This is a genomic window from Aliiroseovarius sp. F20344 (assembly GCF_023016155.1).
Lineage (GTDB): Bacteria > Pseudomonadota > Alphaproteobacteria > Rhodobacterales > Rhodobacteraceae > Aliiroseovarius.
The window spans coordinates 1,272,902-1,286,416 of sequence record NZ_JALKBG010000008.1 but is presented as its reverse complement, the minus strand read 5'-3'; the positions used below and the strand labels follow the sequence as shown (position 1 = coordinate 1,286,416).

The window sequence follows — 13,515 nt, the reverse complement described above, 5'->3', positions numbered from 1 at the left end:
GGCTTGAAAACGCTTTAGCTGATCGGTGTGAAGCGCCCGAAATGGCCCGCCTGAAAGGCAAGGGGTGCACCGGGGGCAAGGGTCACACGCAGGACTTCTCCGACCATGATCGAATGATCCCCGCCGCTGTGAACTGCATGGGTTTTGCATTCGAACCGCGCGAGGCAATCGTCGAACAGTGGAACATCATGTGCGCCGTTGATCAGGTTGACGGGCGAGAAATCCTCGCCGCAACTGGCAAAGTGGCGGGCCAGATCCATTTGATCTTCTTTCAGAACGTGGATCGCGAAATGTGGAGCACTTATAAATCCGTCGTGGCGTTCTGAGACATGCGCAGGGCACCAAAGGATCAACGGCGGATCCAGAGAAACAGATGTGAAACTGTTTACTGTCATCGCAATGGGACCAACCTCGGACGGCGCGGTGACGACGGTGACGCCAGTTGCGAACTGTCCCAAAGCCTGTCGGAACTCACCCGCATGGTCGGGGCTTGGCGTGAAGCTGGTCATTAAGTTCTCAGTCCTGTTGTAGCGCAGTCAGAACAAGGTGCGCCATGCGTTTCGGCGCGGACACTATAGCGCGCAGAAAGGCGTGGAAAGAGCGAAATGTGGCCATTGCGAGGGCAGGGCGTCATTCGGCCACTGCAAAGCCCGAAATCAGTTGGCGTAGCCCAAGTGCCGCGCCTGCGAGGATGGCCAGAAAGGTCACGGGTGCGCCGTAGTAAAGGATCGAAAACGCCGACAGGCCTTGTCCGATGGAACAGCCAAATCCAATGACAGCGCCGATCCCCATAATCACAGCACCGACGATCTGGCGCTTCAATTCGCGGGGGTCTTCGCAGGCTTCCCAGCGGAAGTGGCCTTTGAACAAGCTTCCGATAAAGGCACCGGCCAGAACGCCAACAACAGACCCGACGCCGAAATTCAGATTGTTCCCTGACGAGGTCATCAAATAGATCATCATATCCCCCAGTGGGGCAGAATATGTGTGGCTTTCCACAGGGATGCTTGAGAAACCATTGGCGAAGACCCAAGCGGTTCCCGCCCAGCCAATGATCACGGCCAGCCCTGCAATGGCCGCCCAGAAAAGCTCGTTCCAGGATTGGCGCAGCTCACGGTTGGCAAGCATTGCGGCCAGCAAAACCACGCCAAATCCGATGCCGATCTGTGCAGCCGTTACTCCGGTCACGCGTTCCAGCCCAAATGCGATGGAGGGGATGGCATTGGGATCTGCCTCAACTTCTGGAAACAACGCAACGCGCAATCCAGATAAGGGGCCAGAGATCGCGACATAGGCGGACAATCCCATCACCAGCACAATCACAAAGGACCGCAGGTCCCCGCCGCCAAGTCGAGCCAGCGCGCCAAATCCACAATTGCCCGAGATCGCCATCCCATACCCAAACAGCAACCCACCAACGATGGATACGATTGGGTTCCAACCAAGTCTAAGATAGACAGCCTCGGCCGCAGGCACCTGTCCGGCCGCGATCAGAATATGTGTGCCAATCATGGCAACGCCAATGGCGACACCCCACATGCGAAGCCGCAGACCTGATCGGGCATAGAGGGCATCTTCGATGGCGCCCAACGTGCAAAACCGCCCCAAACGGGCTGACAGGCCAAGCAGAATACCTCCGACCAATCCGACAAGCGCGGCTAGGTTGGCGTCGCTGATCCAGTCGAACATGGGAACCTCCCAGTTCCAGTCGGCGGTTGGATGATCTCCGGGTGGCGAAAGGGCTGTTACTCAGCCGCTTTGCGTTCTTCCTCGGGCGGAGTGTCGATTGAGCAGAACAGCTCGTAGATCACTTCCAGAATGCGCCGGGGGCGATCATCTGTCAGAGAATAGTAGATGGTTTTGCCATCACGGCGCGGTGTCACAAGACCCTCAAGCCGCAAGCGGGCAAGTTGCTGCGATACTGCAGCTTGTCGCGCGTGCAGAAGCTTTTCAAGCTCGGTCACCGATTTCTCGCCCGTGACCAGATGACACAAGATCATCAATCGGCCTTCGTGGCTGATCGCCTTCAACAGGGTTGAGGCATCGCATGCGCTGGTCATCATTTTGTCCAGCTCGTCGTGCGACATGTCTTCCTTTATGATCGGCAGTGCCATTCCGACTGGTCCTTGTGGTCCGTTACCGTTACCGGCCTGTATTAATAGGCTGGCTTTCATTTTTCAATCGTCGTCGCAGCCCGATAAACAAGTCGTGTTCTGGCTGCAATAGCTTTTGCAGGTTCTCATGCGCCTGCGTTCAACTTTCTGGTGCGCTGTAGTCCGTGTGTTTGACCAGCATCTGCTCCAGAATGCCCCAAAAGAAGTCTTCACCGGGATAGCCTTGAAGGCGGGCGATCTCTTTCCCGTCTTCCAGAAGAAGAAAGGTGGGGGTGAAGATGACCGGAGACATCGTAAGTACCCCAAGTGTTTCGGGGCCGGTTTTTGACTTTAGTTCGCTTAACTCGACTTTCCTAAGAGGCGCATATTTTCCCTCAGAGGTTTTCGGATAGATCTCGCCCAGTTCACTTTCCCACTTTGCACACCAAGCGCAGCCCGGTTCTTCGACCATGACAAGCTCGGCCGCATTTGCGGAAACCCCAAGACCTATCAATAGGATCGACAGAAAACTTAATGCTACCTTGCGCATTCTGGTACTCGTTTCAGTTTCATCTGGTTAACTTTCATTCAATGCAATAGATAAATTGAATATGTTGTGAATTCAAGGAACCCCTCATGCTGGATATCTCCTTTGCCGGTGCGGCTCTTGCGGGGCTCTTGTCGTTCTTCTCGCCCTGCATTCTGCCGATGGTACCGTTTTACTTGTGTTACATGGCCGGGTTGTCGATGGCTGAGCTTGGTGGGGAAGGCCAGATCAGTAAGGGGGCGCAAAAACGGCTTGTGCTGTCTGCAATCGCGTTTGCCTTAGGGGTGACGACGATTTTTATGCTGCTTGGACTTGGCGCGACCGCGTTGGGATCTGCATTTGCACGGCATCAAGGTACTTTAAGCCTCGTTGGGGCAGGGGTGCTGTTGCTGTTCGGGCTACATTTCCTTGGCATTTTGCGAATCCCCTTCCTGTATCGCGAGGCGCGTGTCGAAAACCGAACTGACCCAACCTCGGTGATTGGTGCTTATGTGATGGGGCTGGCCTTTGGATTTGGGTGGACCCCCTGTGTTGGCCCGGCGTTGGCATCGATCTTGATGATCGCGAGCGGCATGGGAGATTTGACCAGAGGGACGCTTTTGCTGGCTGTCTATGGGTTGGCCATGACAGCCCCATTCGTACTCGCGGCTCTATTTGCCAAGCCGTTTCTGGCTTGGGTCGGGCGCAACCGTAAATATCTGCCTTGGGTCGAGCGCGCGATGGGGGTGATGTTGATCCTATTTGCGGTCTTGATTGCCTTTGGAAAGGTGAATGCCATCGGGCAATGGCTGTTGGAAACCTTTCCGGGTCTCGGCGCGTTTGGCTGACCAAGCGATACGGAATCGGATTTAGGCAATTTCGGCAGCGCGACTGTTCGTTTACCGGAATATGATCTTCGAAGCAGATCATGCGGATGGATGTTGATCAGATGCCCCTGTTGGGCCGATCAACGGGATTTTCCCAATGCATACAATGGCATGCGTAGCGCGTCCGCAGCATTTTTTGCACTTGCAGCGCAATGATATTTCGCGCTTGCCTCATAATAATTCAAATAACCGAATTTGATATTGCGAAAATTGCTTCATGTGAGTAGTTTGATCGAACAACGGTTATGGGAGGAAACATGAAGCGGACAACGATCACGCTTTGCGCTCTGCTTGCAGGGCTAGGAGCGGCGCAAGCCGAGACGGTGGCACCCACCTCTGTCGCTTTCGAAGAAGGGGCTGTCGCCCAATCGCTGACTGGCGCTGCAGGGGATCCTGTAGAAGGCGCTAAAGTCGTAACGACAAAATCGCAGGGTAACTGCGTTGCATGTCATGAAATCACGGATCAGGCAGATGTGCCGTTCCACGGTGAAGTCGGCCCGATATTGGACGGGGCAGGCGACCGCTGGAGCGAAGCAGAGCTGCGCGGCATCATTGTAGACGCAAAAATGACTTTTGATGAATCGGTCATGCCGTCGTTCTACAAAACGGAAGGCTTCATTCGCCTTGGCAAAGCCTACACAGGCAAAGCCCATGAAGGTGACGTCGAACCGCTGCTGAGTGCTCAGCAGATTGAAGATGTTGTGGCCTATCTGATGACGCTCAAAGACTGAGCGGATCCGGCACAGAAAACACTCACAGGAGACAAGAGATGAAATTCACTCGACGTGATGCTCTGGCGCTTGGGCTCGGCGCGACCGCCGTTGCCATGTTGCCAATGCGCGCACTTGCTGCTGCAGACGAGGCCATCGCGGCCTTCACTGGTGGCGCAGACATGGGCGAAGGCGGGATCACCCTCACCGCGCCCGAGATTGCTGAAAACGGCAACACTGTTCCGATCTCGGTTGATGCCCCTGGTGCGGCGTCGATCCTGCTGTTGGCTGCTGGCAACCCGACCCCGGGCGTGGCGCAGTTCAACTTCGGTGAAGCTGCTGGTTCACAAGCTGCTTCAACCCGTATCCGTCTGGCCGGAACGCAAGACGTTGTCGCCATCGCCAAAATGGCTGATGGCAGCTTCGTGAAAGCGCAATCGACCGTGAAAGTCACCATCGGCGGCTGCGGCGGCTAAGTTAGGAGATCAGAGATATGGCAAAAGGTTCAAAACCCCGCGTAAAGGTCCCCAAGACGGCAGCTGCCGGCGAGGTCGTGACAATCAAGACGCTGATCAGCCACAAAATGGAATCGGGTCAACGTAAGGACAAAGAGGGCAACCTCATCCCGCGTTCGATCATCAACCGCTTCACCTGCGAGTTTAACGGCAAGTCGGTCATCGACGTGACGCTGGAGCCCGCAATCTCGACCAACCCTTACGTCGAATTCGACGCAAAGGTCGATGAAGCCGGTGATTTCAAATTCACATGGTATGACGACGATGGTGACGTGTACGACACCACCAAGTCGATCGCCATCGGCTGAGGCCAGCGCAGGGAGGAATATATAATGAAAAAAGGCATCGCAGCTTTACTGGCTGCCTCGACCATCTTCGGGGCAGCCGCAGCCACGGCCGACGAAAGCGCAGAACTCACCGTTAATGGCGAGATCGATATTGTCACCAAAACAGCCGCGCCCGCGCATCTTTCCGATGCTCTGGACGAGGTGCTGTCTGGTTGGCGTTTCCGGTCGGATCAAACGCAGGAAATGCAGATGGACGACTTTGATAACCCCGGCATGCTGGGCGTCGAAGAAGGCATCGAGATCTGGAACACTGTTGAAGGATCCAAGGGCAAATCCTGTGCTGATTGTCACGGTGAACCCGAAGAGATGGCCGGTGTGAAGCCGGTATATCCGAAGTGGAATGATAAGGCCGAAACGGTCCATACCCTTCAGATGGCCGTAAACAACTGTCGTGAAAACGCCATGGGCGCTGAGCCTTGGAAGTATGATGCTTCCGCTGCGATCAACATGGAAGCTCTGCTTTCATCGGTGTCGCGCGGCATGCCCGTAAACGTGGCCATTGACGGTCCGGCAGAAGCTATGTGGGAGCAGGGCAAAGAGCTCTACTACACCCGCACTGGTCAGCTGGAAATGAGCTGTGCCAATTGTCATGAAGACAACTATGGCAACATGATCCGCGCCGACCACCTGTCGCAGGGTCAGATCAACGGCTTCCCGACTTATCGTCTGAAGAACGCCAAGCTGAATGGGGTGCATTCGCGCTTCAAAGGCTGCGTTCGTGACACGCGTGCCCATACCTACAGCCCAGGTTCGGAAGAGTTCATTGCTCTCGAACTCTATGTCGCCTCGCGCGGCAATGGTCTGTCGGTCGAAGGTCCGTCGGTCCGCAACTAAATCAAAAACCCCGCCCAGGCATGCCTTGGGCGGGGTTTTCTGTAATTGAACATATTCAATCCCAAGCATGGGTGAGGCGTGCAAGGGGCTGATAACCAAGGAAAACCGCTCATGATTTCTCGCCGCGACTTTCTTCAGGTCTCGATGGCTGCGTCTGCGCTTTACGGCGCATCGGGCTTTGGCAATTGGGCCAAGCTGGCTGCACAGCAGGCTTTGACCCAAGATGATCTTCTGAAGTTCGACACGTTTGGCAATGTCAGCCTGATCCACATCACCGACATTCACGCCCAGCTGAAACCGATCTATTTCCGCGAGCCCGAGATCAACCTTGGTGTTGGCGCGGCAAACGGCCAGATGCCCCACGTAACCGGTGCGGATTTCCGCAAAGCTTATGGGATCGAGGACGGCTCCCCCAACGCTTATGCATTGACATATAACGACTTTTCGTCTCTGGCACAGGCTTACGGCAAGGTGGGCGGCATGGATCGTGTGGCGACCGTTGTGAACGCGATCCGTGCTGACCGCCCGGATGCTCTGTTGTTGGATGGTGGTGACACCTGGCATGGGTCTTACACATGTCATCACACCGAAGGTCAGGACGTGGTCAATGTGATGAACGCGCTGAAGCCTGATGCGATGACCTTCCACTGGGAATTCACGCTGGGATCCGAGCGGGTGAACGAGATCGTTGAAGGTCTGCCCTTCGCAGCCCTTGGACAGAACATCTTTGACGCCGAATGGGACGAACCCGCCGAGCTGTTCAAGCCTTACAAGTTCTTTGAGCGCGGCGGCGTGAAGGTAGCCGTGATCGGTCAGGCATTCCCCTATATGCCTATCGCGAACCCACGTTGGATGTTCCCGGAGTATTCGTTCGGCATTCGTGATGAAAACATGCAAGCGATGGTCGACGAAGTGCGCGCCGCAGGTGCTGAACTTGTTGTCTGCCTGAGCCACAATGGCTTTGACGTGGACAAGAAGATGGCCAGCAAAGTGACCGGCATCGACGTAATCCTGTCGGGTCATACCCATGATGCGCTGCCTGAACCGGTGCAGGTTGAACAGACCTTCATCATCGCGTCAGGTTCGAACTCGAAATTTGTCAGCCGCGTCGATCTGGACGTGCGCGACGGCAAGATGATGGGCATTCGCCACAAATTGATCCCGATTTTTGCCGATGTCATCACCCCGGACGCGACCATCACCACGCTGATCGATGAACAGCGTGCGCCCTATAAGGCCGAGCTGGAAGAGGTGATCGGCACCACTGACACGCTTCTATATCGTCGTGGCAACTTCAACGGCAGCTGGGATGACCTGATCTGTGATGCGCTTATTTCAGAACGCGAGGCTGACATTGCCATGTCACCCGGCGTGCGCTGGGGGCCGAGCATTCTGCCGGGTCAGGAGATCACCCGCGAAGACATCTGGAACGTGACCTCGATGTCTTACGGTGAAGCTTACCGGACTGAAATGACGGGTGAATTCATCCACACCATTTTGGAAGACGTGGGCGATAACCTGTTCAACCCGGATCCCTACTATCAGCAGGGCGGTGATATGGTGCGCATCGGTGGTATGGGCTACCGCATCGATATCAACAAGCCACAAGGCGAGCGCATCACCGAGATGACGCTTCTGAAAACCGGCGAAGCAATTGATCCGGCCAAGACCTATGTGGTCGCGGGCTGGGCCAGTGTGAACGAAGGCACTGAGGGTCCGCAGATCTGGGATGTCGTCGAAAGCCACATCAAGAAACAAGGCACCATCAAGCTGGATCCGAACAATTCGGTTCAGGTTGTGGGCGCCTGAAACCATTAGCCAAACAGCCAGAATTAGGGGGTTTGACATATGTCGAATGAAACGAAAGAGGCAGGCACCTCGCGCCGCGGGTTCCTGAAAGGGGCCGCTGCCGCAGGGGCCGCCGTTGGGGCCGCAGGCGCGGCACGAGCTGAAGGTGATCCGCTGATCACGGAAGTGCAGGAATGGGCATCGGGTCTGGGCGAGGGCGTGGACGCCACGCCTTACGGCATGCCAATTGAATTCGAAGGCGACGTTGTGCGCCGCAACGTGGAATGGCTGACGGCTGATCAGATCAGCTCGATCAACTTCACGCCGCTCCATGCGCTGGATGGTACGATCACCCCGCAGGGTTGCGCGTTCGAACGCCACCACTCGGGTGCGATCACGCTGAAGAAAGAAGACTACCGTCTGATGATCAACGGTCTGGTCGATACGCCGCTGGTGTTCACTTATGAAGACCTCGAGCGTTTCCCGCGTTCGCAGCAGACCTTCTTCCTGGAATGCGCGGCGAATACGGGCATGGAATGGGCGGGCTCGCAGCTGAACGGTGCGCAATACACCCACGGCATGATCCACAATATGGAATACACCGGCGTCAGCCTGCGTACTCTACTTGAGGAAGCAGGGCTGGATGCTGCTGGCGATCTGAAGGACAAGTGGGTTTATGTCGAAGGCGCAGATGCGTCGTCGAACGGTCGCTCGATCCCGATGGAGAAGGCGCTGGACGACTGCATGGTTGCATTCAAAGCCAATGGTGAAGCCCTGCGGATGGAGCATGGCTATCCGGTTCGTCTGGTTGTGCCCGGTTGGGAAGGCAACATGTGGGTCAAATGGCTGCGTCGCATCGAGGTGATGGACAAGCCGGTTGAAAGCCGCGAAGAGACCTCGAAATACACCGACACGTTGGAAGACGGCACCTCGCGCAAATGGACCTGGGCGATGGATGCGAAATCCGTCGTGACCAGCCCCAGCCCGCAGATGCCAATCAAGCACGGCAAAGGCCCGCTGGTCATCACTGGTCTGGCCTGGTCTGGGAATGGCGCAATTACCGCGGTCGACGTGTCGCTGGATGGTGGCGTGACTTGGCAAGAGGCGCGTTTGGCCGAACCCGGAAAGAAGATGGCGCTGACCCGGTTCTATCTGGACATCAACTGGGACGGATCCGAGATGTTCCTGCAATCCCGCGCGATGGACGAAACTGGGTACGTACAGCCCACGAAGGCGCAACTGCGCGACGTGCGCGGCCTGAATTCCATCTATCACAACAACTGCATCCAGACGTGGCACGTCAATGCAAAAGGGGAGGCGAACAATGTCGAAGTTTCCTAAATCTCTGATGGCAGCCTCGGTTGCCGCTTTGACCGCCGCGCCTGCCATGGCCGAAAAACTGGGCCTTGGTCGTACGGCAACGGACGCAGAAGTGGCGGCATGGGATCTGGATGTTTTCCCGGACGGATCAAACCTGCCGGACGGCAAGGGCGATGTCTGGACCGGTGAAGAAGTCTTTGCAGACGCTTGTGCTGTGTGCCACGGCGAATTTGCCGAAGGCGCGGGCAACTGGCCGAAACTGGCCGGGGGAGCTGATACGCTGGATCACGAAGATCCACTGAAAACCGTTGGATCCTATTGGCCGTATCTGTCGACCACGTTCGACTATGTGCGCCGTTCGATGCCATTTGGTGCCGCGGGTACACTGTCGGATGATGATGTCTACGCAATCGTGGCATACATCCTTTATTCAAACGACCTTGTGGACGACGATTTCGTTCTGTCGAAAGAGACTTTTGCAGATGTGGTTCTGCCCAATGCGGAAGGCTTCATCGTCGATGATCGTGCTGAGATGGAATATGGCAAATTCACCAACCGCTGCATGAGCGATTGTAAACCGGGCGCAGTTGAGATTACCACAACTGTGGTTTTCCCCGGCGACCCGAACTCGGGTTTTGACGCAACGCCGATCAGCCAAGCTGTGATGGGCACGGCGGGTGCAGCAACTGAAGCTGCTGCACCGGCCACAGAAGCACCTTCTGAAGAGGCACCTGCAACGAAAGCTCCGGTTGAAGAGGCTGCAGCACCTGCTGCTGCATTGGATGGAGAACTGGTCGCCAAAGGTGAAAAGGTCTTTAAGAAATGTAAGGCTTGCCACAAGGTCGGCGACAAAGCCAAGAACGGCACTGGCCCGATGCTGAACGGTGTCTTTGGCCGCGCTGCTGCCACGGTTGATGGCTTCAAATACTCCAAGCCCATGAAAGCCGCTGCAGAAGGCGGTCTGGTCTGGGATGAGGCTGAACTATCCGGCTATCTGGCAAATCCGCGCAAATACATGAAGGGCACCAAAATGTCTTTTGCGGGCTTGAAGAAAGACAAGGACATTGCGGCGATCTTGGAATTCCTGAAATCGCACAGCCAGTAGGCTGAACCAATACTGCTATGACGGGCGTCCGGGCATCCCCCAGACGCCCGTTTTTTGTGCGCAACATTCGTGCAATTAATGCATGCATTTGTATATGATAATTATTGAGTGGATACGCTTCACAGGTTAATCTCTGCCCATGTTTAGGATTCGAAACGCTGCGATAGGTTTGACGGTTGCGCTTTGCGCCGCAACGCCTTCTTTTTCAAACGAAATCGGCAACGCCGCAGAAGGCGAGAAGCTGTGGAAAGAATGCAAATCCTGTCATGCGGTTGGCAAGGATGCAAAGAACCGTGTAGGGCCGCATTTGAACGGGATTTTTGGCCGTCGCGCCGGGGCTGAAGAGGGGTTCAAATACTCCAAGGGGCTTGCGCGGATGGGCAAAGATGGGCTCGTTTGGGAGTTCGATTTGCTGGATCGTTACATCGAAAACCCGAAGGCTTTCGCCTCGGATACGCGCATGTCTTACAAGGGCTTGAAGGACGAAAAGAAACGCGCAGACCTTCTGGCATTCCTGCGCCGGTACTCTGACAATCCGGGCGATATTCCCGAAGCGGCACCTACCGCAGCAGGGACCGACCATTCGGTTGATCCAGATATTCTGGCGATCCAAGGCGACCCGGAATATGGCGAATACCTGTCTTCGGAATGTACGTCCTGTCATCAGCTCTCTGGTGACAATGATGGTATTCCGGGTATCATCGGATGGCCCGCCGAAGACTTCGTGATCGCAATGCACGCTTATAAAGACAAGTTCCGCCCACATCCTGTGATGCAGATGATGGCAGGGCGTTTGTCAAATGACGAGATCGCTGCTTTGGCTGCTTATTTCGAAGTGGCCGAGTGAGACAGAAGGCGGGCCGGGACGGGTCTGCCTGACGCGAAGGCCGTGCGCGAGTTCACGGCCAACAGGGAGGAAATTTATGAAACTTAACAGACGTTTATTCATGGGTGGTGCAGCCGCCGGTGCGGCAGCTACCACTCTGTCCGCACCAATGGTTCACGCAGCCGGTCACGGTAAGCCTAAGGTCGTTGTGATCGGTGGCGGTGCCGGTGGTGCAACTGCTGCGCGCTATATTGCCAAGGACAGCAAGGGCGAGATCGAAGTCACGCTGGTCGAGCCGACCCGCAGTTATTACACCTGCTTCTTCTCGAACCTTTATATGGCGGGCTTCACCGAGCTGGGCTCGATCGCGCACAGCTATGGCAAGCTGGCATCGGAATACGGCATCAACGTTGTGCATGACTGGGCGATTGATATCAACCGCGAGGCACGCACTGTGTCGCTCGCTGGCGGGGCCATGTTGAACTATGACCGATTGGTCTTGTCGCCGGGTATCGACTTTGTTGATGGCGCGGTTGAAGGCTGGGACATCAGCCATCAGAACGCCATGCCGCATGCCTATAAAGCTGGATCGCAATCCGAGCTTTTGAAAGCTCAGGTTGAAGCCATGCCAGAAGGCGGCACCTTCGCCATGGTCGCGCCGCCCAACCCGTTCCGCTGCCCTCCTGGGCCGTATGAGCGGATTTCGATGATCGCGCATATCCTGAAGGAAAAGAACCCGACAGCGAAGATTATCATCGCTGACCCGAAAGAGAAGTTCTCGAAAATGGCTCTGTTCCAGGATGGTTGGTCGCGTCACTACGACGGTATGATCGACTGGATTGGCGGCGACTTCGGTGGCGGCAATGTGTCTGTGAACCCACATGACATGACGGTCACCATCGACGGTGAAGAAAACAAGGTAGATGTCTGTAACGTCATCCCAGCGATGAAGGCAGGCAAGATCTGCGACATGGCTGGTATCACCGAAGGCAACTGGGCGCCTGTGAATCCGCACACGATGCAATCGCGTGTTGATGAAAACATTCACGTTCTGGGCGACGCAAGTTCGCAAGGCGATATGCCGAAATCAGGCTTCTCCGCCAATAGTCAAGCGAAAGTGGCCGCAATGGCCGTGCGTTCGGCACTGACCGGATCGAAGCTATTCCCGGCCAAGTTCACCAACACTTGTTGGTCGCTGATTGACACCAATGACGGTGTGAAAGTTGGCGCGAGCTACGAAGCCACGGACGAGAAAATCGCCAAGGTTGACGGGTTCATCAGCAAAGTGGGTGAGGATGCAGAGCTGCGCCAGGCCACTTACGAGGAAAGCGTTGGCTGGTATGCCGGGATCACCTCGGACATGTTTGGCTGATCAGCTTGCCAATATTCGCAATGGCGAATATGTTGAAAGTGAACGCGGGGTCCGGACATCCGGGCCCCGTTTCACGTAAACGGGCTTGGCGCGAACGGCCCTCAATTCAGGAGGAAGACGAATGCGCAAGATGATAGGCGCGGCACTGGTTGTTGCCGCAGCAGGAATGGCCCCAGCTTTTGCCGACGGCCATGGGAAGCAAATGTCAGATCATGCTGTCACCTACGCTTTTGACGGAAGCTTTGATGACGCCACTTTCGCTGTTGAATCGGCCATTGTGGGGCAGGGGCTGGTGATAGACTATGTCAGCCACACAGGCGATATGCTTGAGCGCACCAAGGGGGACGTCGGATCAGACGTGAAGATCTTTGAAGCGGCCGATATTTTCCTATTTTGCTCAGCGACAGTAAGCCGTGAAGTGATGGAGGCGGACGCAGCCAATATCTCGTTCTGCCCCTACAGCATTTATGTCACCGATATAGATGGTGATGTTCGGGTGGGTTACCGGACCTATCCCGAAGGCGAAATGCAAAAAGTGCAGGCTTTGCTGGATGGAATTGTTCAGGAAGCCGTTGCGGAATAAAGTCGATTTGGCTTGAAAAACAAGGCCCCACATGTCGCTATGACGTGCGGGGCCTTTTTGCTTGACGCGAGGGGAAGTAAAAAAACATTCAAAAAAGTGAATGTATACCTTGTCCCGCCCAGCGATGCGCCCTAAGTTTAACACGCGAACAGAAATTCTGGTGAGGCTAGACATGATTGAAACTGAATTCACACCGCTGGCGGCAACAGTAGGGGGCGCTCTGATCGGGCTGGCTTCTGTCCTGTTAATGTGGGTGCGCGGCAACGTGCTGGGGGCAACGGGCATTCTGGCCGGATTTTTGCAGCCAAACAGCTCTGCCGACTGGGCATGGCGCGCTGCGATCCTTGCGGGCATGCTGACCGGTCCGTTCGTCTACCTCTTCATGACAGGAAGCTTTCCGGCCATTCAAGTGCCCGTAAGCACCCTGTCGATGATCATCGGCGGTGTCGTTGTTGGTATCGGCGTGACCTACGGGTCGGGCTGTACATCAGGTCACGGTGTTTGCGGCATGTCGCGCTTGTCACCGCGCAGCTTCGTCGCGACGCTCAGCTTCATGGCAGGGATCACCATCATGGTGTTCATAACCCGCCACATCTTGGGCTTTTAAGG

At 55.8% G+C, this 13,515-nt stretch carries 16 protein-coding genes; 12 read left to right on the top strand and 4 right to left on the bottom strand.

Features of this window, described 5'->3' with window-relative positions; all coding sequences use genetic code 11:
* Window positions 1-14: 14 nt before the first annotated feature.
* The 4 genes from MWU55_RS15300 to MWU55_RS15285 form a co-directional block, all read right to left on the bottom strand.
* On the bottom strand, window positions 15-509 hold the full coding sequence (locus tag MWU55_RS15300; protein ID WP_246937530.1) for a flavin reductase family protein: 495 nt from the start codon (window positions 507-509) through the stop codon (window positions 15-17).
* A 121-nt stretch (window positions 510-630) separates the two neighbouring features.
* Window positions 631-1,689, bottom strand: a complete 1,059-nt coding sequence (locus MWU55_RS15295) for a YeeE/YedE family protein (RefSeq protein WP_246937528.1) — start codon at window positions 1,687-1,689, stop codon at window positions 631-633.
* Window positions 1,690-1,745: 56 nt separating this feature from the next.
* Window positions 1,746-2,114 carry a metalloregulator ArsR/SmtB family transcription factor gene (locus MWU55_RS15290; RefSeq protein WP_246937526.1) on the bottom strand — a complete coding sequence of 123 codons (369 nt, stop codon included), beginning with the start codon at window positions 2,112-2,114 and terminating at the stop codon, window positions 1,746-1,748.
* A 139-nt stretch (window positions 2,115-2,253) separates the two neighbouring features.
* On the bottom strand, window positions 2,254-2,643 hold the full coding sequence (locus MWU55_RS15285) for a hypothetical protein (protein ID WP_246937524.1): 390 nt from the start codon (window positions 2,641-2,643) through the stop codon (window positions 2,254-2,256).
* An 86-nt stretch (window positions 2,644-2,729) separates the two neighbouring features.
* Here MWU55_RS15285 and MWU55_RS15280 point away from each other — a divergent pair, with 86 nt between their 5' ends.
* The 12 genes from MWU55_RS15280 to MWU55_RS15225 all read left to right on the top strand — a co-directional run bounded on the left by MWU55_RS15280 (window position 2,730) and on the right by MWU55_RS15225 (window position 13,513).
* Window positions 2,730-3,467 carry a cytochrome c biogenesis protein CcdA gene (locus tag MWU55_RS15280; protein WP_246937522.1) on the top strand — a complete coding sequence of 246 codons (738 nt, stop codon included), beginning with the start codon at window positions 2,730-2,732 and terminating at the stop codon, window positions 3,465-3,467.
* Window positions 3,468-3,763: 296 nt separating this feature from the next.
* A complete protein-coding gene (gene soxX / locus MWU55_RS15275; protein ID WP_246937520.1) occupies window positions 3,764-4,237 on the top strand; it encodes a sulfur oxidation c-type cytochrome SoxX in 474 nt (157 codons plus the stop codon).
* Window positions 4,238-4,275: 38 nt separating this feature from the next.
* On the top strand, window positions 4,276-4,692 hold the full coding sequence (gene soxY, locus MWU55_RS15270; protein WP_246937518.1) for a thiosulfate oxidation carrier protein SoxY: 417 nt from the start codon (window positions 4,276-4,278) through the stop codon (window positions 4,690-4,692).
* Window positions 4,693-4,709: 17 nt separating this feature from the next.
* Window positions 4,710-5,039, top strand: a complete 330-nt coding sequence (soxZ, locus tag MWU55_RS15265) for a thiosulfate oxidation carrier complex protein SoxZ (RefSeq protein ID WP_142852791.1) — start codon at window positions 4,710-4,712, stop codon at window positions 5,037-5,039.
* Window positions 5,040-5,063: 24 nt separating this feature from the next.
* Entirely contained in the window at window positions 5,064-5,912 is an 849-nt protein-coding gene (soxA, locus tag MWU55_RS15260; RefSeq protein WP_246937516.1) for a sulfur oxidation c-type cytochrome SoxA, read from the top strand.
* Between the two features lie 111 nt (window positions 5,913-6,023).
* On the top strand, window positions 6,024-7,721 hold the full coding sequence (gene soxB / locus MWU55_RS15255; RefSeq protein WP_246937513.1) for a thiosulfohydrolase SoxB: 1,698 nt from the start codon (window positions 6,024-6,026) through the stop codon (window positions 7,719-7,721).
* Between the two features lie 39 nt (window positions 7,722-7,760).
* On the top strand, window positions 7,761-9,041 hold the full coding sequence (gene soxC, locus MWU55_RS15250) for a sulfite dehydrogenase (RefSeq protein WP_246937511.1): 1,281 nt from the start codon (window positions 7,761-7,763) through the stop codon (window positions 9,039-9,041).
* On the top strand, window positions 9,025-10,125 hold the full coding sequence (locus MWU55_RS15245; RefSeq protein ID WP_246937510.1) for a c-type cytochrome: 1,101 nt from the start codon (window positions 9,025-9,027) through the stop codon (window positions 10,123-10,125). Before soxC ends, MWU55_RS15245 begins: the two co-directional genes overlap by 17 nt.
* Before the next feature lie 139 nt (window positions 10,126-10,264).
* Complete coding sequence (locus tag MWU55_RS15240) at window positions 10,265-10,972, top strand: c-type cytochrome (RefSeq protein WP_246937508.1); 708 nt, start codon at window positions 10,265-10,267, stop codon at window positions 10,970-10,972.
* Between the two features lie 76 nt (window positions 10,973-11,048).
* Window positions 11,049-12,323, top strand: coding sequence for an NAD(P)/FAD-dependent oxidoreductase (locus MWU55_RS15235; RefSeq protein ID WP_246937506.1), 1,275 nt, complete (start codon window positions 11,049-11,051; stop codon window positions 12,321-12,323).
* Window positions 12,324-12,444: 121 nt separating this feature from the next.
* Window positions 12,445-12,906 carry a DUF302 domain-containing protein gene (locus MWU55_RS15230; RefSeq protein ID WP_246937504.1) on the top strand — a complete coding sequence of 154 codons (462 nt, stop codon included), beginning with the start codon at window positions 12,445-12,447 and terminating at the stop codon, window positions 12,904-12,906.
* 172 nt (window positions 12,907-13,078) lie between these two features.
* The gene (locus MWU55_RS15225; protein ID WP_246937502.1) at window positions 13,079-13,513 is read left to right on the top strand and encodes a YeeE/YedE thiosulfate transporter family protein; all 435 of its coding nucleotides are present in this window, start codon (window positions 13,079-13,081) and stop codon (window positions 13,511-13,513) included.
* Window positions 13,514-13,515 lie beyond the last annotated feature (2 nt).

Excerpts from the sequence above, each read along its gene's own strand:
- MWU55_RS15295 (WP_246937528.1), bottom strand. The coding sequence starts at position 1,689 with ATGTTCGACTGGATCAGCGACGCCAACCTAGCCGCGCTTGTCGGATTG.
- soxB (WP_246937513.1), top strand. The coding sequence starts at position 6,024 with ATGATTTCTCGCCGCGACTTTCTTCAGGTCTCGATGGCTGCGTCTGCG.
- soxC (WP_246937511.1), top strand. The coding sequence starts at position 7,761 with ATGTCGAATGAAACGAAAGAGGCAGGCACCTCGCGCCGCGGGTTCCTG.
- MWU55_RS15280 (WP_246937522.1), top strand. The coding sequence starts at position 2,730 with ATGCTGGATATCTCCTTTGCCGGTGCGGCTCTTGCGGGGCTCTTGTCG.
- MWU55_RS15235 (WP_246937506.1), top strand. The coding sequence starts at position 11,049 with ATGAAACTTAACAGACGTTTATTCATGGGTGGTGCAGCCGCCGGTGCG.
- MWU55_RS15245 (WP_246937510.1), top strand. The coding sequence starts at position 9,025 with ATGTCGAAGTTTCCTAAATCTCTGATGGCAGCCTCGGTTGCCGCTTTG.
- MWU55_RS15285 (WP_246937524.1), bottom strand. The coding sequence starts at position 2,643 with ATGCGCAAGGTAGCATTAAGTTTTCTGTCGATCCTATTGATAGGTCTT.
- soxZ (WP_142852791.1), top strand. The coding sequence starts at position 4,710 with ATGGCAAAAGGTTCAAAACCCCGCGTAAAGGTCCCCAAGACGGCAGCT.
- soxX (WP_246937520.1), top strand. The coding sequence starts at position 3,764 with ATGAAGCGGACAACGATCACGCTTTGCGCTCTGCTTGCAGGGCTAGGA.
- MWU55_RS15300 (WP_246937530.1), bottom strand. The coding sequence starts at position 509 with ATGACCAGCTTCACGCCAAGCCCCGACCATGCGGGTGAGTTCCGACAG.
- soxY (WP_246937518.1), top strand. The coding sequence starts at position 4,276 with ATGAAATTCACTCGACGTGATGCTCTGGCGCTTGGGCTCGGCGCGACC.
- MWU55_RS15290 (WP_246937526.1), bottom strand. The coding sequence starts at position 2,114 with ATGGCACTGCCGATCATAAAGGAAGACATGTCGCACGACGAGCTGGAC.
- MWU55_RS15225 (WP_246937502.1), top strand. The coding sequence starts at position 13,079 with ATGATTGAAACTGAATTCACACCGCTGGCGGCAACAGTAGGGGGCGCT.
- soxA (WP_246937516.1), top strand. The coding sequence starts at position 5,064 with ATGAAAAAAGGCATCGCAGCTTTACTGGCTGCCTCGACCATCTTCGGG.
- MWU55_RS15230 (WP_246937504.1), top strand. The coding sequence starts at position 12,445 with ATGCGCAAGATGATAGGCGCGGCACTGGTTGTTGCCGCAGCAGGAATG.
- MWU55_RS15240 (WP_246937508.1), top strand. The coding sequence starts at position 10,265 with ATGTTTAGGATTCGAAACGCTGCGATAGGTTTGACGGTTGCGCTTTGC.